At 43.3% G+C, this 26,053-nt stretch carries 23 protein-coding genes, 1 other RNA gene and 2 pseudogenes; 4 read left to right on the forward strand and 22 right to left on the reverse strand.

The genetic code is table 11. From position 1 onward, the window contains the following. Nucleotides 1-92: 92 nt before the first annotated feature. On the reverse strand, nt 93-416 hold the full coding sequence (locus ACOZB4_RS32880) for a DUF2642 domain-containing protein (RefSeq protein WP_379413922.1): 324 nt from the start codon (nt 414-416) through the stop codon (nt 93-95). 276 nt (nt 417-692) lie between these two features. Between ACOZB4_RS32880 and ACOZB4_RS32885 the strand changes: the two genes are divergently transcribed. Both ACOZB4_RS32885 and ACOZB4_RS32890 read left to right on the forward strand, forming a co-directional pair. Next, entirely contained in the window at nt 693-893 is a 201-nt protein-coding gene (locus tag ACOZB4_RS32885) for a hypothetical protein (protein ID WP_379413924.1), read from the forward strand. Nucleotides 894-1,494: 601 nt separating this feature from the next. Next, nucleotides 1,495-2,835 carry a lytic polysaccharide monooxygenase gene (locus ACOZB4_RS32890; RefSeq protein ID WP_379413927.1) on the forward strand — a complete coding sequence of 447 codons (1,341 nt, stop codon included), beginning with the start codon at nt 1,495-1,497 and terminating at the stop codon, nt 2,833-2,835. Between the two features lie 102 nt (nt 2,836-2,937). On the opposite strand, the gene ACOZB4_RS32895 is transcribed toward ACOZB4_RS32890, so the two are convergent. From ACOZB4_RS32895 to ACOZB4_RS32910, 4 genes are all read right to left on the reverse strand, one after another. After that, a complete protein-coding gene (locus ACOZB4_RS32895) occupies nt 2,938-4,035 on the reverse strand; it encodes an AI-2E family transporter (RefSeq protein ID WP_379413930.1) in 1,098 nt (365 codons plus the stop codon). 304 nt (nt 4,036-4,339) lie between these two features. Further along, nucleotides 4,340-5,134: a sensor domain-containing protein gene (locus ACOZB4_RS32900; protein WP_379413933.1), complete on the reverse strand. Its 795-nt coding sequence runs from the start codon at nt 5,132-5,134 to the stop codon at nt 4,340-4,342. A gap of 139 nt (nt 5,135-5,273) precedes the next feature. After that, nucleotides 5,274-6,599, reverse strand: coding sequence for an NAD(P)/FAD-dependent oxidoreductase (locus tag ACOZB4_RS32905; RefSeq protein WP_379413935.1), 1,326 nt, complete (start codon nt 6,597-6,599; stop codon nt 5,274-5,276). 32 nt (nt 6,600-6,631) lie between these two features. Continuing rightward, a complete protein-coding gene (locus ACOZB4_RS32910) occupies nt 6,632-7,936 on the reverse strand; it encodes an NAD(P)/FAD-dependent oxidoreductase (protein WP_379413938.1) in 1,305 nt (434 codons plus the stop codon). Between the two features lie 101 nt (nt 7,937-8,037). On the opposite strand from ACOZB4_RS32910, the pseudogene ACOZB4_RS32915 reads away from it, so the two are divergent. Further along, a pseudogene (locus tag ACOZB4_RS32915) lies at nt 8,038-8,213 on the forward strand (type II toxin-antitoxin system death-on-curing family toxin); the annotation flags it as partial. A 248-nt stretch (nt 8,214-8,461) separates the two neighbouring features. On the opposite strand, the gene ACOZB4_RS32920 reads toward ACOZB4_RS32915, so the two are convergent. From ACOZB4_RS32920 to ACOZB4_RS32955, 8 genes are all read right to left on the reverse strand, one after another. Beyond that, a complete protein-coding gene (locus ACOZB4_RS32920) occupies nt 8,462-9,205 on the reverse strand; it encodes a class I SAM-dependent methyltransferase (RefSeq protein WP_379413940.1) in 744 nt (247 codons plus the stop codon). Nucleotides 9,206-9,220: 15 nt separating this feature from the next. After that, nucleotides 9,221-10,108, reverse strand: coding sequence for an AraC family transcriptional regulator (locus ACOZB4_RS32925; protein ID WP_379413943.1), 888 nt, complete (start codon nt 10,106-10,108; stop codon nt 9,221-9,223). A gap of 638 nt (nt 10,109-10,746) precedes the next feature. Then, nucleotides 10,747-11,352 carry a response regulator transcription factor gene (locus tag ACOZB4_RS32930; protein ID WP_036664865.1) on the reverse strand — a complete coding sequence of 202 codons (606 nt, stop codon included), beginning with the start codon at nt 11,350-11,352 and terminating at the stop codon, nt 10,747-10,749. Continuing rightward, entirely contained in the window at nt 11,353-12,525 is a 1,173-nt protein-coding gene (locus tag ACOZB4_RS32935) for a sensor histidine kinase (protein WP_379413947.1), read from the reverse strand. Further along, nucleotides 12,526-13,269, reverse strand: coding sequence for an ABC transporter permease (locus ACOZB4_RS32940; protein ID WP_379413951.1), 744 nt, complete (start codon nt 13,267-13,269; stop codon nt 12,526-12,528). Between the two features lie 26 nt (nt 13,270-13,295). Beyond that, nucleotides 13,296-14,201, reverse strand: coding sequence for an ABC transporter ATP-binding protein (locus tag ACOZB4_RS32945; RefSeq protein WP_379413954.1), 906 nt, complete (start codon nt 14,199-14,201; stop codon nt 13,296-13,298). A gap of 442 nt (nt 14,202-14,643) precedes the next feature. Continuing rightward, nucleotides 14,644-15,450, reverse strand: coding sequence for a sugar phosphate isomerase/epimerase family protein (locus ACOZB4_RS32950; protein WP_379413957.1), 807 nt, complete (start codon nt 15,448-15,450; stop codon nt 14,644-14,646). Between the two features lie 69 nt (nt 15,451-15,519). Then, complete coding sequence (locus tag ACOZB4_RS32955; RefSeq protein WP_379413959.1) at nt 15,520-15,882, reverse strand: hypothetical protein; 363 nt, start codon at nt 15,880-15,882, stop codon at nt 15,520-15,522. A 341-nt stretch (nt 15,883-16,223) separates the two neighbouring features. Between ACOZB4_RS32955 and ACOZB4_RS32960 the strand changes: the two genes are divergently transcribed. Continuing rightward, complete coding sequence (locus ACOZB4_RS32960; protein ID WP_098741427.1) at nt 16,224-16,574, forward strand: hypothetical protein; 351 nt, start codon at nt 16,224-16,226, stop codon at nt 16,572-16,574. A gap of 181 nt (nt 16,575-16,755) precedes the next feature. Here the strand turns inward: ACOZB4_RS32960 and ACOZB4_RS32965 are convergent, their stop codons facing one another. The 9 genes and pseudogenes from ACOZB4_RS32965 to ACOZB4_RS33005 all read right to left on the reverse strand — a co-directional run. Next, nucleotides 16,756-18,450 (reverse strand): methyl-accepting chemotaxis protein, encoded by a 1,695-nt coding sequence (locus tag ACOZB4_RS32965; RefSeq protein WP_379413962.1) that lies wholly within the window; start codon nt 18,448-18,450, stop codon nt 16,756-16,758. 365 nt (nt 18,451-18,815) lie between these two features. Next, nucleotides 18,816-21,050: an AAA domain-containing protein gene (locus ACOZB4_RS32970; protein WP_379413965.1), complete on the reverse strand. Its 2,235-nt coding sequence runs from the start codon at nt 21,048-21,050 to the stop codon at nt 18,816-18,818. 780 nt (nt 21,051-21,830) lie between these two features. Continuing rightward, nucleotides 21,831-22,097: a DUF6809 family protein gene (locus tag ACOZB4_RS32975; protein ID WP_098741426.1), complete on the reverse strand. Its 267-nt coding sequence runs from the start codon at nt 22,095-22,097 to the stop codon at nt 21,831-21,833. 559 nt (nt 22,098-22,656) lie between these two features. Further along, nucleotides 22,657-23,112, reverse strand: coding sequence for an HNH endonuclease (locus tag ACOZB4_RS32980; RefSeq protein ID WP_379413969.1), 456 nt, complete (start codon nt 23,110-23,112; stop codon nt 22,657-22,659). A gap of 404 nt (nt 23,113-23,516) precedes the next feature. After that, complete coding sequence (locus tag ACOZB4_RS32985) at nt 23,517-24,020, reverse strand: hypothetical protein (RefSeq protein ID WP_379413971.1); 504 nt, start codon at nt 24,018-24,020, stop codon at nt 23,517-23,519. A gap of 66 nt (nt 24,021-24,086) precedes the next feature. Next, nucleotides 24,087-24,284 carry a hypothetical protein gene (locus tag ACOZB4_RS32990; protein ID WP_053490481.1) on the reverse strand — a complete coding sequence of 66 codons (198 nt, stop codon included), beginning with the start codon at nt 24,282-24,284 and terminating at the stop codon, nt 24,087-24,089. A gap of 92 nt (nt 24,285-24,376) precedes the next feature. Beyond that, nucleotides 24,377-24,741: a transfer-messenger RNA gene (gene ssrA, locus ACOZB4_RS32995) on the reverse strand. Between the two features lie 341 nt (nt 24,742-25,082). Next, the gene (smpB, locus tag ACOZB4_RS33000; protein ID WP_009593386.1) at nt 25,083-25,562 is read right to left on the reverse strand and encodes an SsrA-binding protein SmpB; all 480 of its coding nucleotides are present in this window, start codon (nt 25,560-25,562) and stop codon (nt 25,083-25,085) included. Nucleotides 25,563-25,713: 151 nt separating this feature from the next. Further along, nucleotides 25,714-26,053: pseudogene (locus ACOZB4_RS33005) on the reverse strand (ribonuclease R); the annotation flags it as partial.

Raw genomic sequence — 26,053 nt, forward strand, 5'->3', positions numbered from 1 at the left:
TTTTTCGTATTGATCTTAACCATGAACAATTCCTAGCCCTTCCTTGATGAAGATTTCGTCCAAAGCCTCGTAGATCGGCTCTCGTCCATTGTTTATTTCTCTTCTGCTTTTTCAAAATAAACGATTTCACTTAATCGAATGTGATGCTTTTTTCCATGGACTACAAGAGCTACGTGATCAATGAAAACATCATCCAGAGTACCTACCAATTTGCCGACAGTTGTCGTGATGGCAATCATTAGCCCTATGTGCTGGATCAAATGCTCAGTGAATTTGGGTTCCACAGTTGTCGTATACATAACATTTTTTGGTAATACTGAAGTTTCCTTGCGCTGTACATTTTCATTCCGATAATATTGCGGAGCTGGGAATGGGGCATATGGTCGCGGATAGCCATAGTACATAAATCTATTCATGAGTTGCATACTCCTTTGTCATAATTTGAAAAACACATCTATATAACATATGACAAATACCTATGTGGTGTTCCAGAGAAGTGTTGTGCAAAATAAGAAAGCCGTAGATGGGATATCCTTTCCCCTCATAAAGTTCGGATGATAGGGGCGTAAATTCTTCAATCTCCTCGAGTATTTTCACCCAGATTAGGCTAATATCACAGGAGATTTTCGGGCTATCGACATATATTATTATTGCCTAGATCGAACACCAAATCTAAAAAGGAGTGTGTTATTTTGTCCGAAGCGGTTTATTTACAAAATAGGTCTTACGATCCTGAACAAATGGCTGGTTATCATTTTGTGAAAGCTGAACATTTTGAGCGAATGAAGATGGCTTGCGCGGGCAATCCGCCGTTCTTTTATAAATATGCCGAGCAAGAATATTACCATAAAGCACTTGCGCACCGTTATAAAGGTATGGGTGGCTGGATGTAATAATGCGAGTTGACCAAATTTTCAATGAGTCCGTTCATTTAACCGATTCCGGTTGGCGTTTCCGGAGGTGAAACAGCATCTTGATATACGGTCGGCTTTACGGCTATTTTACTTCGCACAGTTTCGGACTACATTTTAACCATAAAAAATGCGAAAACCCGCTCTATGGGCGGGTTTTATATATGGAGCCGAGGGGAGTCGAATCCCTGCATCGAAAGCGAAACCCCGACACCCCGTAACGTCATCCTGAATGTCTTCTTCAGTTAATCCTGGGAGAAGATGTGGATGTTTCACACTCTTCTGGTTCTCATTAACTATTGCAGTGTACAAAAGCCTGTTATAAAATGTCTTTAAATTGCTTTTAATTCCATAATTACCCTAAAATGTGATCCGCTTATATTTTACCACCTACGTCAGAAATCCCCTCTTATTCACCAACACAATCATTTATTACACCAACCATTAGTTATTTATGTTCACTTATTGAGCATACATATTGACCTGGATGGAGGTGAGAAAATACGTCGTTATGCCATCAAGGTACGAATGATCGTTTGGTTCTTCGTGCACAGTTTATCTAAAAGAGGAGGTTTTTTTATTGATGTTAACCCTACGTTTTCCCAATTCCGGACTCATTAAGAAGGTATTGGCTGGCGGTCTATTAATGACGCTCGCTGTTATGGCACTATTCTTATTCGAGTCCAAAGCATCCGCTCACGGATATGTAAGTAATCCTTCCAGTCGTGCGGATTTATGTGCCAGAGGAGTCAATACGAATTGTGGACTTATTATTTATGAACCGTATAGCTTAGAAGCAGCTAAAGGATTCCCCGCAGCAGGTCCAGCCGATGGTAAAATTGCAAGTGCTAACGGCTTGTTCGCTCCACTTGATCAGCAATCCGCAACTCGTTGGACAAAAGTAAACATTTCACCTGGACAAACGACTTTTGACTGGAAGTTAAAAGTGCCGCATGCAACAGCTAGCTGGAAATACTACATTACCAAGCAGGACTGGGACCCGAATGCACCATTAACTCGTGCATCCTTCGACTTAACTCCTTTCTGTAATGTACCGTATAAAGGAATGCCATCCAATACTTATTCCGACACTTGTAACGTACCGAGCAGAACGGGGTATCAAGTCATCCTCGCTGTTTGGGAAATTGCGGACACAGGAAATGCATTCTATAACGTTATCGATGTAAACTTCACCGGTGGTGGAAATCCAGATACAACAGCGCCAACTGCTCCGACAGGAGTAACAGCTTCCAATGTCGCAACCACGAGTGCAACAATTTCTTGGAATGCTGCTACTGATAATGTTGGCGTTACGAATTACCGTATTTTTAACGGCTCAACCCAAATTGGTTCCACAAGTGCATTGAATTACAATCTAACAGGCTTAACACCGAATACAACCTATAACATTACCGTTAAAGCAGTAGATGCTGCTGGGAACATATCACCCGCCAGCAATCCTGCATCCTTTACCACACTAGCTGTAGTAGGTCCTGATACAGAGGCTCCTTCAGCACCTACAAGCTTACATGTGATGGGTACAACTACATCTACTACAGTGCCTTTAATGTGGAATGCTTCAACGGACAATGTGGGTGTAACTGGCTATCAAGTGTTCCAAGGCTCGACATTAGTCGCTACGGTTTCGGGTTCAGCGCTTGAATACACGGTTACAGGTCTGTCGCCAAATACGGCTTACTCCTTTACGGTAAAAGCTGTTGATGCCGCTGGCAATGTATCCGCTGCTAGCAATATTGTCAATGTAACGACACCTAGCGCACCTGTCACATACCCTGCCTGGGATGCATCCACGGTTTATGTTGGTGGCAGCAAAGTAACCCATAACGGTGTGAACTATGAAGCGAAATGGTGGACTTTAGGTGAGACTCCAGGTGGAGCCGACGTGTGGAAAGTCATTCCTTAATCTTCTGACTTTCATAGAAAATGACTACAGAATTTTCTGTAGTCATTTTTCTCATCTTATATTTATCCCATCCAGCTAATATCCGCATGGAGGACTCCGAGGTCAGGATTCTTCTTTATCTTCGTTGTGCGAGAAATGATGACTCCTAGGACTTACGTTTTCTCCTGAAAGCTGTACAGCTTCTTTTTTTGATGATACCGCGTTGCTTTGATCGACTTCAAAAATATCGAGCAGGAACATAAAGATCGGAATCCCGATAATAAGCCCCCAGATCCCCATGAAGTGCTGGGAGAAAATAAGAACAATAAAGGTGTAGAACATCGGCAGCTTCGTTTTGTGAGCATACAGCTTCGGATTTAAGAAGTATGTCTCAACTGCATGGATGAGCAAAATCATGACAATCGCCCAAATGACGGTTGAGATACCACCAATCTGGTAACCGATAATACTGATTGGAATGAAGGAAATAACAACACCGACTACCGGGATAAGGCTTAGTAAAAATACCATAATCGTTAGAGCGAACAAGTAAGGGTAGCCCAAAATCGACAACCCGATAGTCGTTAGAATTGTGTTGAACAAGGCGATCATCAGTTGAACCTCGATCACTTTACCAAAGGAAGAGGTGAATTTTTGACCAAAATATTTAAACTCATTGTAAGCCCAGCTTATTTTGCTTTTGCTCAACTTATCTGTAAAGTCATTGACTGTTTTCTTCTGGATTAAGTAGAAATAGCTCAATACAATAACAAATATGATAACCTCGGCCCATTTACCTATCTTCAGAATATAATTCAGTGCCTGACTTCCGTATTGCTCCAATTCCAGCTTACTAAGCGCGGAGGAGACAAGCTCGGCAATTTCATCCGACTGAGGTGTATTCACGAATTTGATAATGGAAAAATATAAATCAGAAATTTGATTAATGAGCTTCGGAACATAATTGGCAATTCCGTATACAAGCCCAAATATTAAAGCCGCATACAATATCGTATTAACGACAATAGACGATATAGGAAACAGCTTAGATATTTTCTTCGTAATAAAGTGCTCTAGGCGTCCCATGACGAAGGTAACAAGAAACAGCAATAACAGCAAATTGAGCATACCTCTTAAGCTATAAAGCAATAAAACGACAAGTAAGAGGAACAGAATTCTTCTTACTATATTGTTAGCAAAAAACTCCCGCAAAAAATTCATTCGCTTCCCTCATTTAATTATATTTTAGTTATCTAAAGATTTACGGATGAACCTGGAGAGTCACAATACGAAAGACTTGACTTCCGACCGCTGTTGACAGCATGACATTACTTCAGTTCAATTATATATGAAAATTGTTACATTCGAAACACGGATCGTTATACAATCGCATAGACAAAAGCCCGGCCTCACACGGTCGGGCTTTTCATGGTATCTTTTAAACCTGTCAGACGAATTTCGTTAAGCTCTTCAGTTGTCCAAATAAATCACGCTTCAAGTAGTGGAGTTTAAAAAAAGAGAGCTTCTAAAGCTCTCTTTGGGCTGGCTGCATCATCCCTTGAGTGGGGTGATCCTCTGGGTACTCGTAATATTGCGACTGAACGGGCGCATGTATGTTTGCTTCCATTGGCGGCACTGACGGCTGCTGATAGGGCTCATCCACATACATGATTCTACGAAGAATTTGCATGAGCCCATTCACGACGCGCAGCGCGACCCAGAAAAGGATAAGGCCAATGCCTACATACACCAAATATTGCTGATTATAAGTCCAATCTATATGAAAATAACTAAACACGCTATTCTCTAAAATATCAAGCTGCATTTCATTCATCAAAATGATATGGACGACTGGAAGAGCAATTAATCCGAGTCCTAGTGAAATCGCCGTTACCATAATAACAAAGAATACAATGCCTGTTACAAATCTTAATAATACAAGCAGCAGATTTCGAATGAATAACCCACCCTCAAAGTCTCTCACCATTCGCTTCAACCAGTTCTCCCCAACTTCAGATTGTCGATTGTAGGTATGCGATACAGAAGGAGTAGGTATTCCTAAAATTTGTCTAATCATGCTTTGTTCAAAATTCACAATCCCATTCAACAACTTAGCTATTCCAAAAAACAGCGGTATTCCGATAAATATTGGAGTCAAACCGATGGATAGTGTAAGTCCCGTTATCGCTACTGTAAAATAAATAATCCCTAACGGGAGAGATAGTAAGAAATAGAGAATCGTTGCATAGGTTTTTGGATTAAAAAGCACCCAATTCACCTTGCCTGCCCGCGACGTTACAGCCGCTTCTGTTGCCTTCATATTCAAACACCCCTTATGGCTTCTTAAGTCACGCTCCGAGTAATAAATCCATTATATCCGCTTTATTGGGCTGACATAACCGTCTTAGGGGGTATCTGAACCTAGACTTTAGACTAGGGACTGGCCCTAAAAAATAATATCAATCTTTTTTCATGATGCCTGTAAGTTGATCAGCAAGTGCCACCGCGGCGGAATAGCCGGAGCTCCAGGCCCATTGCAGGTTATAGCCACCGCAATCCCCATCCACATCCATCACCTCGCCGGCCAAATAGAGCCCAGGCACGAGCTTCGATTCTAGCGTTCCTTCTCTTAACTCTGTCGTATCGATGCCGCCGGCTGTCGTTTGGGCATTCGGGAAACCATTGGTATCGGTCACGATGAAATCCCAATGCTTCATGAGGCGACACAAGGCTTTCCTGGTTTTCCACGATAGATCCTGACACAGCAGGTTCTGGTCCTGATCGATTCCCGCCTCTTTCAAGAGGATGGGGATCAGCTTCTTGTTTAAAATCCCGATTAGGGAAGCAGCCACCGTCCGGTGTCCGAACATTCCCCAATGCGTATCCAGAAAATCGACGACCTCTTCCTCTGTTCGGTCTGGCATCAAGTCAAGCGATAAGGTCACCGTTTCTCCTCTTGCGAGTTGATATGCAGCCTTTCGGCTTAACTGGAGAATCGGCGGGCCAGAAGCGCCATATTTCGTAAACAGAACCTCTCCATACTCACTGCGGATGACTTCACCATTTACAATGATATTCCCCCATCCCTCGAATTTAACTCCGGAAAGTTCATTCAGATATGGGCTATCCAGCTTCAATTGAACAATCCCGGGTACAGGATCGATCAGGGTATGTCCCAGTCGTTGGGCAAGTGTGTAACCGGAGCCATCCGTTCCTGTCTTTGGAGCGGTAAGGCCGCCCGTACAGAGGAAGAGATAATCGCTGGTATATGTGACCTTTTCCTCTGTTTCCGTCTGGCACACAATCGTGAATCGCGGATGTTCCTTCGACACGGTAACGTCCAATACTTTGGTTTTGAAATATATCGGAACATTCCGATCCTCCAGTGCAATCCGGAAAACTTCTAACACCGATGCAGCCTGCAGCGACATCGGATACATTCGGCCATTCTCAATAGCGATCAGCGGAAGGCCGAGTGTGTTAAAGAAATCGACAGTTTGCCGAACGCCGAATTGCTGCAGCACAGGTAGCGGAAATTCCACTTGATTACTGTGATATTTACTGGATAAATTGACCGCTTCGTCCGTACCCGTCGCCGTGGATTTGTTCGTAATGTTACAACGCCCATTACCGGTCGTTAGTACCTTCTTTCCGACCCGGTCGTTGCTTTCAATGATCGCAGTATCGATCCCTCGGTCTCGCGCAGTAACGGCGGCCATAAGACCTGAAGCGCCTGCACCGATAATGAACAGCTTGTGGTGCATAGTAGATTTCGACTTATACATAGGTGTTAAATTCATTCCTTTTTCTAATAGCTTCATCTAAAAATGCGTTTCCCTAACGCCATCGCGGCCGCATAACCGGAGCTCCAGGCCCATTGCAGGTTGTAACCCCCAAAGTCCCCGTCGACATCCATCACCTCGCCGGCCAAATAGAGCCCAGGCACGAGCTTGGATTCCAGCGTATCTGCGACGAGCTCTTTCGTAGCAACGCCGCCGGCTGTCGCTTGTGCGTACTCAAAGCTTTGGGTTTCGGTTACTTTAAACTCCCAACACTTCAATAACTTATAAAAGATCTTTTTGGTTTTTAACGAAAGATCTTGGCAAAGCAGGTTCGGCTCTTGATCAATTTTCGCTTCCTTCAGCAGGACGGAGACCAGTTTCTTGTGTAAAAAACCGACGAAGGACTCCGCGACCGTCCGATGCGCGAACGTCCCCCAGTTCATCTCCAGAAATTCGATAACCTCTTCCTCCATGCGGTTCGGCATCAAATCTACGGATAGGGTAACGGAGTCCCCTTTCGCGAGATGTATGGCTGCCTTCCGCCCGAGCTGCAGGATCGGAGGGCCGGAGAAACCGTAGTCGGTGAAATGAATTTCGCCGACTTCGCTGCGAACGATTTTACCATTTACAAGGAGGTGGGCTCGTCCCTGGAGCTTGATGCCCGATAGCGCCTTCTGATAGGGATACTTCACCTTCAATTGCACGATGGCCGGAACAGGCTCTACCAAGGAGTGCCCCATTCGCTGGGCAAGTGTATACCCAGACCCGTCCGTCCCCGCATTCTGGCCGGTAAGACTGCCCGTACAAAGAAACAGGTATTCGCTGGTATAAACAACCTGCTCCTCTGTTTCAGTTCGGCATGTAATCTTAAATCGTGGATGATCTGCCGATACGGTGACATCCAGCACTTTGTTGTTAAGGTATACCGGAATGTTCCGCTCCTCTAGAGCAAGCTCGAAAATATCCACCACAGATGCAGCCTGTAGCGACATCGGGTACATTAAGCCCTCTTTCAATTTTGTAAGCGGCAGCCCGAGCACGTGAAAGAAATCAATGGTCTGACGGATGCCGAATTGCTGCAGCACAGGCAACGGAAATTTAGCCTGACTGCTGTGATACTTGCGCGATAAGACCACCGCTTCGTCGTCCGTACCCGTCGTAGTGGAATCGTTCGTAATATTGCAACGACCGTCGCCTGTCATTGAGATTTTTTTCCCAATCCGGTCGTTACCCTCCAGAATGGCGGTATCAATACCCAAATCCCGCGCAGTAACGGCGGCCATGAGTCCTGATGCGCCTGCGCCGATAATAATCAACTTGTGGTGCAAATAATCGTGCATGGTTGGTCAATGCACCCCTTGCCAATAGATTTATGTATAGAAATGTGATTTCTCTGAATGAAACTGCGCTATATCTAATTATAGCACAGGAGTACTTCTGTTTTGGCGAAGATGTATACCCCGCTATTTTTGAGAAGGCTGCGGTTTTGTTCGAATCACTAGGCCAAAACCTCCTTTTCACAACGCAAATAAAAGAACTGCTTTTACAACACTGGTTATATTCCTGCGATATAGTGGTCTGAGCTTCAAGATGGATACGGAGAAAGCCGAGGATTGAATATTTCCAAGAAAAGTCAACGCTCAAACCATAACTGTCAACACCGACAAATAATTCAGTTTCAATATCGCAAAAGGACCAGTCATCAGAATTTGATCACTGGTCCTTTGTCAGAATGGTATATCGTCTTCATCAGTATTGATGTATGAATAATGGTCTTTACCGGGAAAACGACCGGTAGGGTGACAGATTAAAAGATATATTGGTTTGCGTTCGTCACTAAGCTATTAATTAGAAAATTTCCAATATTATTCTTTGCTTGCAAAAAAGGTGATAAGTGAAGAATATGAGTTTTTCCCGTATCCAAGTTGATACTCAATAGATATAAATCCTTCATGTTCTAGCAAAAGCTGAAATTCTTCGATTCCGTACCAATAGAGCACAAAATTCGATATTTCCGTTTGTTGAATCTTGCCTTTTTTGAGTAGATCGTATCGATGAATGGAGCTAGTTTTTTGTTGATGCCAATCTATTCCCTGAGTCGTTGAGGTAAATAGAATGCCAGAATCATCATCAATCGAAACTGGACTTGTCGAAATTTTATATGGAATAAAACCTGTTGGTAATTCTAAATCAATAATAATTTTCCCTTGTTTATCAAGATGCTGATAAAAAGAATGTAGTACGTCTTTAACACGATTGCGCGGTAACAGACAGAAGCTGCCAGTCGGCATGATTATCGCTTCGTATTTCTCTGGCAGACGGAGATTCGTAAGATCTCCTTGATACAGAGTTCCTTTTACATTTGTAGCTGCCATATTTGCTCTACATTGTTTTAACATATCCTCAGACACGTCTACACCCTCTACATTAAGTCCTTTCTGGAGAAGAGGGATCATCATTCTGCCAGTGCCAACACCGGCTTCCAGTATTTTACCTTTGGTATTTTTCAAATGATCAAAATAATACTCTAAATCACCATCAATCGAATATCCGGCAGGCTTGGTTAATTGATATAGCTTGGTACTCAACTCACCATATTCAGTAAACATATCGTCAACTTCTTTCTATGCTTTTTTTATTGGTACATAAATTTCCATGATTGAGTTCTCAGAGGCATGGCAACGTTCATCATAATATTCAAACGGAAATTGAGATTCATCCAGCTCATATTTGTTCTGATCAAACCATTCTGTAAAAATATATCTCCAGGTCTCCTTAATGACTATGGATAATGGGTCTTTCTCGTATGTTGTGGCAGTTGCTAGATTGTTGATGGGCGGAGTAGTGAAAACGGCGTAAGTAGCGCTTGGGATTTCGGCAACCACCATATCAGAGGTTACTTGGTTGAAATCATTGACAATAACGCCAAATAGATAGATGGCATTTCCTTCGTTCTGATAAGGCAGCCATACTCCAACTTCACCATGTTTTGGTGGTTTCAATTGTTCATAAAGTTTTTCTTCTAAATTTGATTCATCACATGAGTCCCAATAAGCCGCAAATTGATGACTATAATTATCTGCCATGTTCGTATGCATTCCATATCCAGCTAACTTAAAAGCACCCTTTTTAACAATTTTTGGGGGATTCAATGCTTCTCGAATATTTTTAACGAATGCGTTATCGTTATCCGCCATTCTGATTTTATATGACGTTGGAGTATACCCAAATTCTTGACGGAATGATTTTGAAAATCCGCTTGCAGATTCAAATCCATAATGCAAGGCAACATCCAATATTTTCCGGTTGTCAGTAAGTTCAATCCTTGCCGTTGACAAACGATATTTCCTTACATATTCCATTAACGGAATCCCTTTTACTAGTGAAAAAATCCTACAGAAATGAAAAGTTGAATATCCTACTTGATTTGCTATTTTTTCAGCGGAAAGCTCCTCGTTTATGTGGTCTTTTATATAAGTTATGCTCTGATCAATGATTTTGTTGTACTGCATACTACCACCTCTGAGCTTATTATAAGGATAAAACAATCATTTTGCTGTTCCTAGCTTGCTATAATTTTTGAGCTGCAAAGAGAGATCCGAGGAACGACAAATAGCATGTTTTGCAATTAGAATTAATGCAAATCATGCAATTAGTACAATTTTATGTCTTTTTTCGCTAACTTTTTCCATAATAGTAATTAATCGTTATTTAATACGACTGGAGAAATCTAATAGCTAGTCTCCATCTTGGATTATACCATTGGTTTTTAGTGTTAACACGGATGGTTTTCGGTGTTGACATCTTTGCAACTCGTGTTTACTTTTCTTGGAAATATTCACCGAAGATTTCAAGGTAATATGGTTAATCATCGATTTGATCGTCAACAAGCGGCCACGATCATTGAAGATCATTGCATCATGATTTCAAAATAATAAAATGCAAAAACACCATCCCCATGCGGATGGTGTTTATGATGGTAGAGACGAACCGTGGCTGTGTAAAACCACAATTCGCCGGAGTGTATTGATTAGGTTACGGTACGCTAAGTAGCGGATCATAAAAAAGAGCTTCTAAAGCTCTCTATGGGCTGGCTGCATCATCCCTTGAATGGGGTGATCCGCTTACCCCCATTACCTCGGAGTTCTCCTTAATCCAACCATCCCTTGCTACGTGCGATATCTATCGCCTCAATCCGTGTATTCGCCCCGAGCTTCCCAATCGCTTCTGACATATAGTTCCGTACCGTTCCATAGGATAGAAACAGCTGTGCCCCAATATCTTGAAGAACTAAGCCTTGGGCAGCCAACTTCATGACTTCACGTTCTCTGGGTGATAATGGACATGGATCATCCCATACCGCGAGCGACAATTCTGAATTGATGACACGTTTCCCATCATAGACCCGACGAATCGCATCAGCCAGTTCCTCGCTGCCCGTATCTTTGAGAAGATATCCATAAACTCCTGCCTGCATAGCTCGCTGGAAATATCCAGGACGCGCGAATGTCGTCAAGATGATGACACGACAAGCTGACTTATTTTTTTGAATTAATTCCGCAATATCTAACCCCGTTTTCAGTGGCATCTCAATATCCAGAACAGCTACATCGGGTTCATATTGCTGAATCATGGACATCACTTCTTCCCCATTTTCAGCTTGACCGACGACTTCAATATCATCTTCTAACGAGAGTAAAGTTGCCAGTGCTCCCCTTAATAACTTTTGATCTTCTGCCAAAACAATACGAATCATCTAAGCACTACCTACCTTTTCATTTCGTATTACCCTAGGTATATGTAAGGTGACTTCCGTCCCCTTGCCTGGGGACGAAGACAGCGACATACGACCATCGATCATAACCAACCGCTGCCGTAAACCGGCGAGGCCATTACTGCTAGTATAGAATTGATCCATATCTGCCCCAATACCGTCATCACTTACGGATACACGAACTTCCCCTTCCTGAATGTCGAGAAGAACGCTGCAACTTGTTGCTCGGCTATGTCGAACCACGTTTGTAATCGTCTCGCGAAAACTCATCGCCAAAATCGTCTCCTGCAAGGGTGTTAACGGAAGCGGATTGTTTACTAATGCGTCTTCCGCCCCTACATGAGAAGGTCTAGCATCTGAAATCGTTTGATATTGAAATAAAAGCGGTATGCCCGCTGCTGAACATAACGATACAGCATGCTTATATTCATCAGCGAGGTATGTAACTTTCATCTCCGTAACCAATTCACGCATTTGTTTCAGGGCTGCGCGTGCCGTTTCTCGTATTTCACGAGCCTCTGCTATCGCTCTCTCGGGATGACGATTGACCAGTTTCTCAACGACCTCCCCTTTTAGTGCGATTAATGACAGCGTATGTCCCAATGTATCATGTAATTCACGTGCGATCCGCTGACGCTCCTCCTGCTGTGCCATTCGTTCAGCAGTTTCTGCCCGCAACCGTGCAGACTTCTGTTGAAATCGAGTCGAAGTTCGAATAATATACGGCAGAATACAGATGCCAAACATAGGCACCAGCCCTACCCATAATAGGCTGCCCATCCGATCCAAGTAAGGAACAGCGATAAATCCCATAGCTACAGTAAAAACGATCGTTATAGAGAGTAATATCGGCAGCTTTTGTTTGCTCAGCGGAGCAGCTATCATAAAACCTATAAACGTATACATAGGGTGAAATACAGCTGCTAGAATTAAAAGTATACCCACCTGAACCATCAAGATTGGCGTGGCCCACTTTGCATAAAAGTAGGATTGTCGAAAGGATAGAACGAATATGCCTAACAGAACAAAGCCAAGCCACTGTATACTTGATGGCTCATAGAGTAAAAAGTACATGGGTATCATTAAATTTGTTAACAAAATATAAGGAGCGACTCCTTCCGATTTTGGAAAGAGGCGCCATTTCTCGCTATTCAATTAGACCGCATCCCGTCGATTATATATATAGATTGATAGTAGCATAAAGAGAAGACCGCATCCTGTCAAAATTATGAAATCGATACTTGCTGGATTTTGTCCAGCGATCATATTCCATGCCCCATTAGCGTAACGGTGAGATGGAAGCCATTCTCCGACCGAGCCCATCCAACTTGGCAAAGTACTAAGCGGCATCCAAAGTCCCCCCACAATGGCAAGCCCCATCTGTAATACATTTCCGATGGCAACGGAGGTATTCGCATTTTTAAGCGTTCCTAACAATGCACCAAGCGCCAGAAAAGATATGCTCCCAATCCATAACCATAATCCGCATAAAATCCATTGCCCGGCTGTCAATTGTATATCATGAACAAGGCCAGCAGATAAGAATATAACTACAATGACGATCAAGTGAACAGCCATTTGCGATACAATTTTGCTGCCAATCCAGACTGCAGGAGATAGTGGAGTTAGCTTCAACAAGCGTACCCACCCATCTTGATGCTCGAACGATAGACGGATACCGAATTGAGATACGGCTGTACCAATCAAACTAAATGCAGTCATCGACATCAATGAAAAGACACCCCAAGTTGTTGATTGAATCGATTTATCTACACCATTCATACTCGCAAATAAAAAGTAGAAAGCAAGCGGCATCGCAATGGAGAAGAGTAAGAAAAATGGACTGCGGATAATTCGTATACTTTCTGCTTTGGTTTGGGCAACAAACATATGTAACATGGCTATTTTCCTCCTAAAAATGTTTATTATCGTATAATTGTTTGTTTATTTGAGCCTGTAAGACTTCGGAATGTATCTTCTAAGCTGGCAGATTGTATATCAATATCTGAAATTCCCCATTCAGACTGCATCAGTGTAAATAACAATACATCGGTCTCTTGAGCATACAGACGAATTCGCTCGCCGTTGCACTCTGCCTTTTCTACACCAGGTAATGTGAGCCATTCCTGCTCAGCTGGCGCGTTCGCCGCTCGAAATGAAACGGTTCTAAGCGCTGTTTGAGCCTTTAAACGTTCTGGAGTCCCTTCCGCAACAACCTGTCCTCTAGCGACTACTGCGATGTGATCTGCGACAGCATCAGCTTCATCTAAATGATGTGTAGTTAAGAGCACAGTACGTCCGTCACTTGCCAGCGCTTGGATGGTGTCCCAAAATCGGCCACGAGCCTCGATATCCATTCCGACCGTTGGTTCATCAAGCAGGAGAAGCTCTGGATTCCCCGCCAAACTCTGGGCGAAAGCTAATCTACGGCGTTGTCCTCCCGACAGCGAGGATGCACGTCGTTTCTGATCCGCGTGCAGACCCGAAATGTCTAACAATCGCTCTAGCGACATCGGATTACGATAATAACTGCGGAACAATTGAAGCACTTCTTTCACCGTAAGTCCATCTGCTGCTTTAACATCCTGCAAAAGTGCTCCAACACGCTGCCGTAATTCTTTTGTTCCAGACGGGACTCCTAAGACCCTGACTTCTCCTGATGTTGGCTTGATCATTCCGAGTATCATGGAAATGGTTGTTGTCTTGCCTGCACCGTTCGGTCCGAGCAATGCTGTTATTTGACCTTTCTCAAATGATAGATTCATATGATCAACGGCACAGTAGTCGCCGAATTTCTTCACTAGATTTATACATTCAATCGCCTTTGTCATTTTGTCCTAACCTCCGCTAATTTCTTCTTTCGTTACTTGATGTCCTCATTATATTGAAAAAGCGCGAGAACCAATTAGTGTGGGTTGTCACAAGCCGGTTATGACAAATGTCAGAAAAAAAGAAAGCAAAAAAAGAAGGACCTCTAGGCCCTTCTTCAGCATAACGTGCATTCGACACTCTTTGAGTGAGGTGTCTTGTTTTGCAAACTTATAGCTAAGGATTTTACACTTTTAATCGAACACAGCAAAAAACCACAATCTCTGAAGTGACCCCATTAATGATTCAACGGACAATATGGGTGTACAGGCCATCAGGTGTTCGGAAGGCGCGGCATTAGTAGCTACAGTCTCTGGTTCAACGCCATTTGGGAAGATGAATAAGGGCATAAATGAACTAGGCACTCTGCATGATGGATGTAGAATGCCTAGTTTTATAGTAATTTCATTCTGTTACAGTCGTCTTTGAGGAATCAGTTTTTAACGCTTCCAGTCTTTTGGCTTGCTCAAACGCTCTATGTAAGAACTCTTGTGCCGATAAATCCTCATAATCCCAATTCATGGCCTCGATTGCAATCGGGTCTGAATAGTTCGTTTCCGCAATTTTTTTCATGGTTGTAGACCAATCAATCGTGCCATCAAGGGGTAACCCGTGCTGGGCATAACTTCCGTTATTATCATGTAAGTGTAGTGCCATCAGCCGAGACCCGTACATGGATAATAAATCTTTCTCCGGGTAATGGCGGTAGTGATGTCCGCTGTCATAACAGAATCCGATACGCAGGGAATCCACTTGCTCCAGCACATATGCCAAATTGGAAAAGTTCCTTAAATTCTCCATTGCAACATTGACACCAAGCTGTTCAGCTTTGTCAGCGATTCTCTTGATTCTATCCAGTCCCAATTCGTTATATGGATTGTCTTCGCCCGGCAAGTGCACAACCATTGTCGGAATCTCAAATTCAGCACAATCTGCAACACATTGCAGATAGCATTCAGCTGCCGCTTCACCTTCCAGATTGTCAAGCCAGAGGTTGTTTTCGTTTTGGATTGGTGTGTGGATATTTTCTATAAATAGACCCGCTTCTCGTGCGATTTGCGGCCCGTTGCGATAATCGTTTCGGCCAAAGCAGTCACGACCAAAGCCATCACTCCACCATATTAAAACGCCATCAAATCCAGCTTCTTTTATTAACTGATAACGCTTTTGATTGGGCAATTCACAGCCAAACCAGTCATAAATGGTAATCATACACCTCTTCCCTTCTTGTTTTCCTAAAACTAGACTGCTACAAAAGCGACACCAATAATATAATACATGCTATAGCGAAAATTCCGTAACACCCTTCTTATAGGTATATTTCAGAGTATATGTTTCTTCATTCCCATAGGACATTGTAGCGATTTTTATTCGAGTATAATCAAGTCGACCCTCTCTTAACACTCTTTTCACCAAGGCAATACTTCGTTCTTCTTCCGTAACAACACAAAATATATTAAGCGCATATTTCTTCGGGTCGGAAATGCATTTCCCCATGTCAAACCCATCTACATAGCCTAAACCAGCATCTGCTAGAGATATTTCTAAATATTCCATTACTTTTTCTCTTAACCAGTGATCACGTTGGCTACCTTTTGCACTTTTCAGAGGATACTGTACCACTAACCAGAATTGTTCACTCATTCCAGATCACCAGCCAATCTACAGTTCATATTTAACCTGATCGCGTGAGCGAAGATCCGTCGACCCAGGATAATCTCATATAAATAATGTCCACTAGAAAATTTCTCCGTAAGTCTCCTAATTCCTTCTTGCTTTGAGTATCAGTCCTGCCTCCTCTTTCCAAGTCATTCCCAAATAATACGTTACCGCTGATCACTAGATTTCCACAAACTGAATCCTTAATGTTTACGCAATAAGCTTCTATGTATTTCCTTTTATTGTTCCAGGATTTGTGTTTTATTAAATATAGAATGAAGCTATCCTAATTTCACGTTTACTACCTAACTGAAGGAGATCTCTACATGAAACAGCCATTAAATATCATCCCAGAACAATGGAAAAGAACGGGGATTGTCACGATTGGCGGTCTACTTATAGGAGCAGGATTTGCCGACTGCCTGATTGCCATGAATTCAATCGATTTAAATCAAATCGCTAGAGGGTTAACGATCTTTAGTGCGGGTCTGACCATCTTAGTCGTAATGGATAACTCCAAAACACAAAAACAGACCGAGAAACTCCAAAAAGAAACACAACTTCGAATGGAAAGAATAGAATATAAGCTGAACGCCCTCCATCAATCCCAACAAATAACGAATTCACAGTTTCTTGAGATCAAAGAGCTGATGCATCAATCCAATTCGGAGATCTAATACTCAATACTTTGTTTCAGATATATTTGTTTCAGATATAAATGTAAAAACCCGCTCAATGAGCGGGTTTTATGTATGGAGGCGAACCGTGGCTTGGCAAATTCACAATTCGCCGACGCATATTGCTGAGATTATTTCGGGTAATGACCCTAGGTACCATATGAATCGCATTCTATTCATTTTAGACTTTAAACTTCATAACGAGTGCTTCCAAGCTTCGAGAATTTTTGCTAATCAAGTCCGTAACTGAAGCAACCTCCTGAACTAAAGAGCTCTGCTTTGCAGTCATATCGTTCACTGCCTTAACTCCTGAAAGCGAATCTTCAGCTATAGTTGCCATTTCGGAAACAGATGCTGCAATTTCTTCAGAGCCTGCCGCCATTTGTTCGCTAACAGCGGAGACCTCCTGAACTTTCCAGGCCACTTTCTGAGCGGATTTCAATATGTTCTCAAACGATTCAATTGCTTCTTCCATCTTCTTTTGCCCCGTCAATACTTCACTCGTCACTTGCTGCATCGCATGTTCTGTTTCTTGAGAGTCTTTCGTAATATCTTGCAGCAATCCGAATATTTGCCCCGCTGAAGCAGAGGAATGATCTGCCAATTTCCGGATTTCGCTGGCCACTACAGAAAAGCCTCTTCCATGCTCGCCCGCTCTTGCCGCTTCAATTGATGCATTTAACGAAAGCAGACTCGTTTGATTCGAAATTTCAGTAATTGCATTTACAATTTCCTCGATATGAGAAGAGCGTTCTTTCAAATTGGATACAATTTCTACTGTAGACCCGACAGAATCGCTAATTTGGACCATCTGCTTGCTAACTTGCTGTATAAAGTTCACACCGCTTGCTGCCTCTCGCTCCGTCTCAGTTGCGACAGTAGCAAGATCCTCCGCAGATACGGCGATACGCTGCACACCTATGGACATTTCATTGATTGCATGCGAAGCATCAAGTGTGCTCTGCACTGAGGTGGTCGCCCCTTGCTCAATACTGGCCCCCTGTCTCGTAATTTCCTCTGTCGCGCTTGCAGTTTCTTTCGTATTTTCAACCAATTTACTTGACGAATTCAATACACTGTGGGAAGCGTTACGGACATCTTTAATAATGGATTGCAGAGTCTCAAACATGGCATTTAAGGATTTTGAAATTTCTCCTATTTCATCCTTGCCGGAGTAATCCAGTCGTCCGGTAAGATCGCCTCCACTCTGTGCAATTTCGGCGATCTTTTCATTGACTAATTTAAGTGGCTTCAACTTGATGAAAATAACAGCAAAAATCACAAGTAATGCCCCGAATGTAATTACAAGCAAAACAATAGTTCCCGTAAGCATCAGGCTCGCTTTTTGCTTTGCAGCGTTTGCTTCATTTTCCGTCCTAGTATTCATCTTTTCCTGAAACTGCTGCAGCGGCTCCATAATGGTCTCTTTAATAGTATCGTATTCGCTGCCAAACATGAGTTCCCGGGCTTTGGTAAAATCTTTGTCCTCCGCAGCTTTCATTGCCACATTTTCTAGCTCGACAAGGGTATCCGAAATTTGTTTTGACTCTTCTATAAGATCCAGCTCTTCTTTAGGCGCGCCCAATGCAGTTAAACTCTCCACTACATGATCTCTCGTTTTGGTCTCGTTTACTTCCTTCCAGTAGTTGTCATAGTGAACTTTTTCTCCGAACTGCACATAAGCTCTTACTTCATTACTCAAATAATCCGAGGAGCCGGCTAAATCAATACCTAATTGCTTGAATTCTGCTTGCATTTTTACTGTTTCGCGTTCAAGCGCTACGCTCTTTTGAAGATAATAGACACTAACTCCGTTCAGAACTGTAAGTAAAATAAACACTCCGCTCATCGTTTTAATCCAAGTAGAAATCCTCATGATGAACCCCACTCCTTTTTTATAGAAAAGCCCATATAAGACTTATCGGTCGACTTAATTCGACAGCAAGATAGGTCTTTATATCTATTTCTAAGGATGTGGTTTTAAAGCATACTCACCATTTTCATAACAAACACGTGTGTGTCTCATGCAGAAGTAGTCTACGTCAACTGCTATCCAAGTTCAATGAACATGCGGGGCTTATCGTAAAGCTGTAGATGCCGGAAAAGCAAAATCCACAACCTCAGGCGGTTGTGGATTTTAAAATTTTATGTATGGAGGCGAGGGGAGTCGAACATTAAAAGGTAAAACCTGCAACTAATAAGTTGAATCGGTGATGATTAGCTCTATTTAATTCATTCCACCTAATACAACATAGAGCTTAATAGCTCCCTAATCTTCTGTTCTTCCCCGCTCTCGTTTGTACGGAACCTTGCTAATTCCATTCCAAATTTCTTGAAAATCTCTCCTTTTTTCTCATCTCGCTTTAGTTGTTCAGGATTGTTCTCGTGAAAGGCAAATCCATCGACTTCGATCGCCAGCGCTAGCGATCTGTCCAGTTTATGATAAATCACAAAATCAACAGAAGAACGATTTCGGACGAATCTGCGCTCTTCCTCATTTAACCGTTCCAGGTCGGTAAACAAATTCATTAGTAAAACCTGATTCCCCAGTTCAAAATCCTTAAACATAGGCTCCTCTAATATCTGGTCGAGCAAGGCGTGCATAATATTTTCGCTCCGATGCCTTGATTTATTAAAGAAACGAACGCGTTCTCGAAATTCCTGTAGATGATCAGAGTACTCCTTGTATAACAAGTCAAATATAGAATGAATCTCGCTCTCCACGACGTTGTTATCCAGCGTACTATATTCCATATATCGCATGAGATCTCCCACTTCATTCCCATACTTGCGAAACGCAGACTGATCGGTTACCAGAATAAACCTCTCCTGCGCGCGGGACACAGCCACATTAATCATGCAAGGATCATTAACAAATTTCATCCCCATGCCTCCTGCTCTCGTTCGGTCGAGCACCGTAGACATGATCATAACGGACTTCTCACGTCCCTGATATTTATGGATCGTGTCACTCTCTATATCAGCAGTGAATTGCTGGGTCGCTTTCTCCACTTGCTTGCGATATGGCGTCACAAAGCCGATATCCGCATGACCGGCTGCCGCTTCGAGGTACCCCAACAGAATTTCCTGTTCAATGACATCAAGTTCCCTGGCATTGAACTTTCCTTTTTTGCCATGGGTCACTTCCCTCATGTGATTGCCCGGTGACGTCTTGTAGATCAATAAAGGAGATTCGGAAATCCTCGGATCGGTAAAAGCAATCAATTCACCGTCGTAATATTTCCTGTTGCAGAATTCAATAATTTGGGGATGGCAGTGGTAATGCTCTCGTAACATCACTTTCGGAACGGAGTCCCCGTATAAAGCCAACATGGACGACAACAAATTATGCTCGATATAACTGTAAGCTTCATCCATGTCAGGAGCCGCCTGGCTCTGGATCTTCTGTACAATCTCCTTCCCCACGATATGCGGAAGTTGCTTGGTATCGCCCACAATAATAGCCTGTTTGCAGCAGGATAAAGCCAGAGCCCCTGTCAGCAGATCAACCTGTGAGGATTCGTCAATGATGCAATAATCAAATAAGTAATTCGCAGGGACACAATTCCGCAAAAAATGCGTTGTACTAAGTACAATCGGATAATGCTCGATAAATGTTTTAAACCTGTTACTCTGAGTGTATGTCTTCTCATTGCAGTCCACAGCCGGACGGCTATGGTATTTCTCATGTAATCTGTGCCGAAATAGCGTTTCGGAGAACTGCTGGTGCTGATCCATTAAGGCTTGATAGACCTGGGACTCCAATTCTTTCTCAAGCTCCTGAATGCGATCGGATAGCTCCTCAACTTTTAACGTGTAAAATTTACGCTGAACATTCAAGATGACATCCAGCCCCTGCTCCTTCAATCGTTTGAAATCCGTAAAACCATGCCTGAAGAACAACTTGAATTGGTATAGGAGCTTATATTTCCTTTTCATCTCTACAGCCAGGAAGCTGTCTTTCATAAACTCCAGAATCCGCTTTGGTGTCTGCCGGTAAAATGACAACTTCTCTAAAGGCTGGACATCCTGCCTGGCATAATAATGCTCAAAATGCTCCTGTTCAAGCAAGTAGGCTGACAGCTTCTGCATAAGCTGTGCCTTCTCCCGATCCAATTCCATTAAACGTTGAATACGTTGATCCAAATCTTGTAGTTTGGCGTTTAATTCGTCCTCTGACAACTCACTTGACCATTCCGATACATCCCATTTTGGCAGATTGGCAAAAAACTTTTTCTTGTTCTCTTGATTTCCCAAACTAGCTACAAAAAAGTGATACCCTTGCCGTTCCATCTTTTCTTGTACATTCAGGACTGCAGCGTTGTTACCGGAAACAACCGCTACCTTTTTCCCCTGCATAACCGCAAGATTCGCAAGAATGTTTAAGATCGTCTGAGTTTTACCTGTGCCCGGAGGGCCTTCTATAATACTGATAGTGCTTTTTAAAGCCTGCTCAAGCGCGTTCCTTTGACTCAAATTGTACCTAAACGGAAAAATCGGTTTGCTTGTAACCGGGATATCGCTCTTTATAGGTTTTTTCAGAAGATAATGACTCAAGACACTATCCGGATCTACATAATGTAGTTTTGCGAATTGCTTGGCCAAAAAAGCTTCCTTGTTTCCCTGTTCATCATCACTCTTTGGATATTTTGAAATCGCGCGCCAATAATCCAGAATCTGACGCCCTTCAGCATTTTGGGTACTACTGCTTCTAACTTGAATACGCTCCCTATCATATGTACGAATACTTCCATTGTTGAAACACACCCGAATCTTTGGACCGAAATCTAGCACCCGTTTTACATTATAAAAAGGATAACCATCGTGAAAAACAGCCATATCCTCCGTTATGTCCTGAACGGTCGGCGTTAGTAACTGTATATCACTCGACTTATATGTATAAACCTCGGAATAACCTTTATATACAATCCTTACTATTGGAGGATCTTTTTCGTACGAAGTTATATCCTGTGTTTTGTCATCACCTTTAACAATCATCATAAATCTCTCTTGGTCCATAGCAGCCTCTCTGTATCTGTAATCGATGTTATATACAGAGTCTTCTATAAATTGGGTATATATTCCTGCTGTGTGAAGGAAATTTAGAGCGAAGATACCTTATGGGGAGCTGTATGCGTGTGAAATTCGTTTTTTGTGATATCCGAAGTAGGGGTTGATAGTCAATATTTTTCGGTATTAAAAAAAGACACAGTTCGTGTCTTTACGGCAGTTCTATGAGTGTTCTTACTGATCACATTACTCAGAGTACACCTCGATGATCATCGTCGCTCCCAGCCTAAAACCATCAGTAAAAGAAGCCGCCATTTCCAGCCCTTGTACTTGTCGATACAAATCTAATAACTCCTCAAGCTCATGAAAATCATCATCGGAAAGCCTCTTCTTCCAGGCATCCATGGACTCGGATATTTGCCGACTCAATTGGCGATACTGAGGGTCGGTGGAAACAGCCTTCTCTACAGGATTTATGTTCCCGTAATATAGGGATTCTAGGAAGCTTGGCATGGGATTCTCCTCTTCTCATTGTGTTAAGTTACTTATTAGATAATACTACCATATGCAATTTCAATATGTGGTACGGGTATACGTATAGTTGCAAGAGAAGAGTGTATTTCTTAATATTTGATTCTGTATGTTGTTACAGGAAAAACAACCAATCTTTAGAACGCGTTCTACCTCATTTTAACTTTCGAAAAAAGTATTCCTTATAGGTACAGGAACGATTGTCCGAAGGGAAAATAGGTAATGTCCGTGACCCTTTCTCATGTGGAAGCGCTGCATGAAATTCGCGGCTAAGAATATTGTATTCAATTGTCAATTAGCTAACATTGCAGTAAGAAGCCACACCATTTGTTTCTACCTATTCATTGGAGTTAAGAACGTCCGTGATTATTGGTGATTGTCACAGGCATCCTACGCTTTAAATGGCCTGCACTTCAAGACGGATGTAAGAAAGCCGAAAATTTTACAGTGGATATGGTTAACCATCAATTCGATCGTCAACAAACGGCTGCGATCATTGAAGCTCACTGCACCACGATTCCCAAATCATAAATCTAAGCCTTTACTCAAGTGACCCTTTTTTCATTTGACGATGTCTGTATTTAGCTATAAAGATACGCCAGCAAAGCTTCATAAGATTTGGAACAGAGTGTGCGTTTTCTTTGAGATAGGACAATGCAGAACGGTTTCCTCGTTTCGTATTGCATTCGCTGCATGAAGCGATCAGGTTTTGCGGAAGATCCGAGCCGCCTTTGCTTGAGGGGATAATATGGTCCACTGTCGTGGCGTGGCGTCCGCACCACAAACAAGTGTGATGATCTCGTTTCAGTGCAGCTTTTCGATAGTACCGAAATAAGAACGGATTATAAAGCAATTGGATCGTCTGCTCATCAATCCAGACAGCTCGCGCTCGCTCCACTTCCCGCCAAGCCCGATGGGGTAAACATGGTGTTAGTTGTTGACCATCCATATTGAGTACCGTTATCAATGGTTCCTCTCCATCATGACTATGATTCATCGATTTCACTCCATCTGTACGACATGTTCTAACCTATAGTATTAATATAAAACAAAAACACCATCCTCATACGGATGGTGTTCATCATGGTGGAGGCGAGGGGAGTCGAACCCCTGTCCGAAGATAACGACAGCACAAGCTTCTATGGGTGTGGTGACAGATTTGATGTCACCTGAAAGCATTGCGAAGCAATGCTAGCATCGTAAGCGATACTCGAACTCCCTGTCACCGGATCCCCTTCAGGTCAGCCTGATTGTCTTCTTCAGCTAGCTTCAAGCGGAGACTAGAAAGCGAAAGCGTATCCCCCTAAAGTTGAGCCCTTATCCTGGTACACGGGCGGTACAGAGCGAGAGCACACGTGCAAGGTTATTAAGCTAATTGCCATAACTACACCCCAAAACGCACTACCAACTATGATCCCTAATAACATTCGCAGACCAAGCAGGTATATTCTCTATGCAATATATCAGCTTACGTTCTGCGATTTCAGCAACAATCGTTGGTTGATTTGTGTTATCTATAATAAAAACCTGATCTGCAATGGCTAGTGCAGGCTTTAAATTTTGCAATGACTGACCGTATCGAAAACGAATATCCTCTTCTGCAATCCAATGTCCACCCTGCTCGACACGAGAGGCCACACGGTCAATATGCATTTGCACATCTTGAAGTCCAATATAGTACATGACGATGTCATAACCGCTTTCCTTAGCAATTTGCATATGCTTTAGAACAAATGTACCTGATAGTGTAGTTTCAATTGCAAAATGCTCCTGTCTTTTTATCAACGATCTGATTCTTTTGACCGCTTCTCTTCCCGCCGAAAGATCGACACTTCTTGGATCATCTGGTTTTAGTTCACGGGCAATCTGATCAGGGTCAACCAACTCGCCTAACCATGCTCTCATCTGCATACTGAGCGTGCTTTTTCCCGCCCATTTGTTCCTGCAAAAACCGTCATAACTGGTTTTAGTTTATTCATGATATTCGAACTCATGTCGTTTTCCGGTTGCATCATAAATGATTTCGAACTTATTACCGTTAGCATCCTCACGTACTCGTTTATTATTCTTGATATAGTAAATGGATGCCCCTGACTCTCTGGCCTGCTTACGTGCATGTTGATTCGCTTTTTTCAGAATTTCTTGGAGCTGCTCTCGATTGGCAACCATCCTGAGTCCCCTCCAGTTTTCTAATTACGCTTTATTATATAAACAGAAGAGCCACCAACCAGATCACTGGCTGATGGCTCTATCATTGTTATGTATGGAGGCGAGGGGAGTCGAACCCCTGTCCGAAGATAACGACAACACAAGCTTCTACGGGTGTAGTGACAGATTTGATGTCACCCTAGAGACTCCCTGTCACCGGATTCCCTTCAGGTCAGCCTGATTGTCTTCTTCAGCTAGCCCCAGGCGGAGACTAGACAGCGTATCCCACTAAAGTTGAGCCCTCATCCCGGTACATGGGCGATACAGAGCGAGAGCACGCTCACAGGTTATTAAGCTGCGAAAGCGTAGTTGTTTTGTTGTTTGCCGTTTAATTGGCTTTAGCGTTGATGAAGTGGACGCGTCCCCACTACCCGCTACTCATGCCCGAACTATCCCCGTCGAATCCAAAAACGCCCCCTTAAGTTGGAGAAATGCCGGTGCTTCGCACCTTGGCGTTCCTGCCAAAAAGGGCTATCGGATTAAATCAAGAATATTCAGCCATAGCAGTCGATCTATGCCGCAGACTCTTTTCCTCCAAGAAAGAAGAATGCGCCAACTGTATGCTTATTGTCAAAGATCTTATTGATCTCTCTTACATCACTTAGTATATCACATTTTACATCAAAATGATATATACATTGCAGGTAACACAGCTAAAAGCTGCCATACAGGTTAGTCGCTCAAACATTTCTTGGCAACTGCCTCGTACGAAGCTCAAACTTAGCTTTCATCATGTATATGAGCGATTACCCAATACCATTACCTTGCAATCTTCTGCTTCTCGCGCAGTGCACGCTGAATATCGCGCTGTGCATCCTTCTTCGCGGCATCGGCACGCTTGTCGTACTGACGTTTACCTTTACCGAGGCCCAACAATAACTTCGCATAGCCGTTACGGATGTAAATCTTCAGCGGTACGATCGCGTAACCGTCCTGCTTGGACAGCCCCAGCAGCTTGCGGATCTGCTCCTTATGCAGCAGCAGCTTCCGTGTACGCGTAGGATCCGTCGGATTGTTACGGTTTCCTTGCTCGAACGGGCTGATATGCATGTTATGGATATGAATCTCGCCATTCCGAATGGTTGCGAACGCGTCTCCAATATTGGCACGGCCGTTCCGTATGGATTTGATCTCCGTTCCGGTTAGGACCATCCCGGCTTCATACGTATCCTCGATGAAATAATCATGGGAAGCTTTTTTGTTCTGGGCCAGAACCTTCCCGTCACTTTTCTTACCCATGGTCTCACCCCTTGTCATCAACAATGATAATGGAAAAAGGACTTCCGGCAGACTGCCAATTGCAATCTCACCAGAAGTCCATTGTATCAAACGTCAGCCTCCAAAAGCAAGGTGGGGCAAGCGCCTCCAGCGTTAGATCAGGAGGAAAAGCTTACTTTTTCTTCTTCCGGACAAAAGCAGCCGTGCCGTTTCCGCCCTTGCTCTTGCGTTTGCGGCCACCGCCGCCGGAGTTACCTCCAGCATTACCGCCGCCCGGCGTTGGACCTTCGCCGATGAAAATGCCGCTGCCCGACGTCTTCTTGCGTCGGTTCTTCCCGCCGGCACCGCCAGAGCTGCGGGCGTTGCGGTCAAAGCCGAGGGCGCCGCCGCTGGCGGAGCTGTAGCCGCCTTTGCCGGAGCCAAAGGCGAAGTTCGACGCCTGCTGCTCGTCGGCACCAGCAGCAGCGCCCGCTCCAGCTGGTGCCTCGCCGCTGCGCTTGCCGCGGCCACCC

This window comes from Paenibacillus sp. NPDC058898 (assembly GCF_049316025.1).
Taxonomy (GTDB): Bacteria; Bacillota; Bacilli; order Paenibacillales; family Paenibacillaceae; genus Paenibacillus_AQ.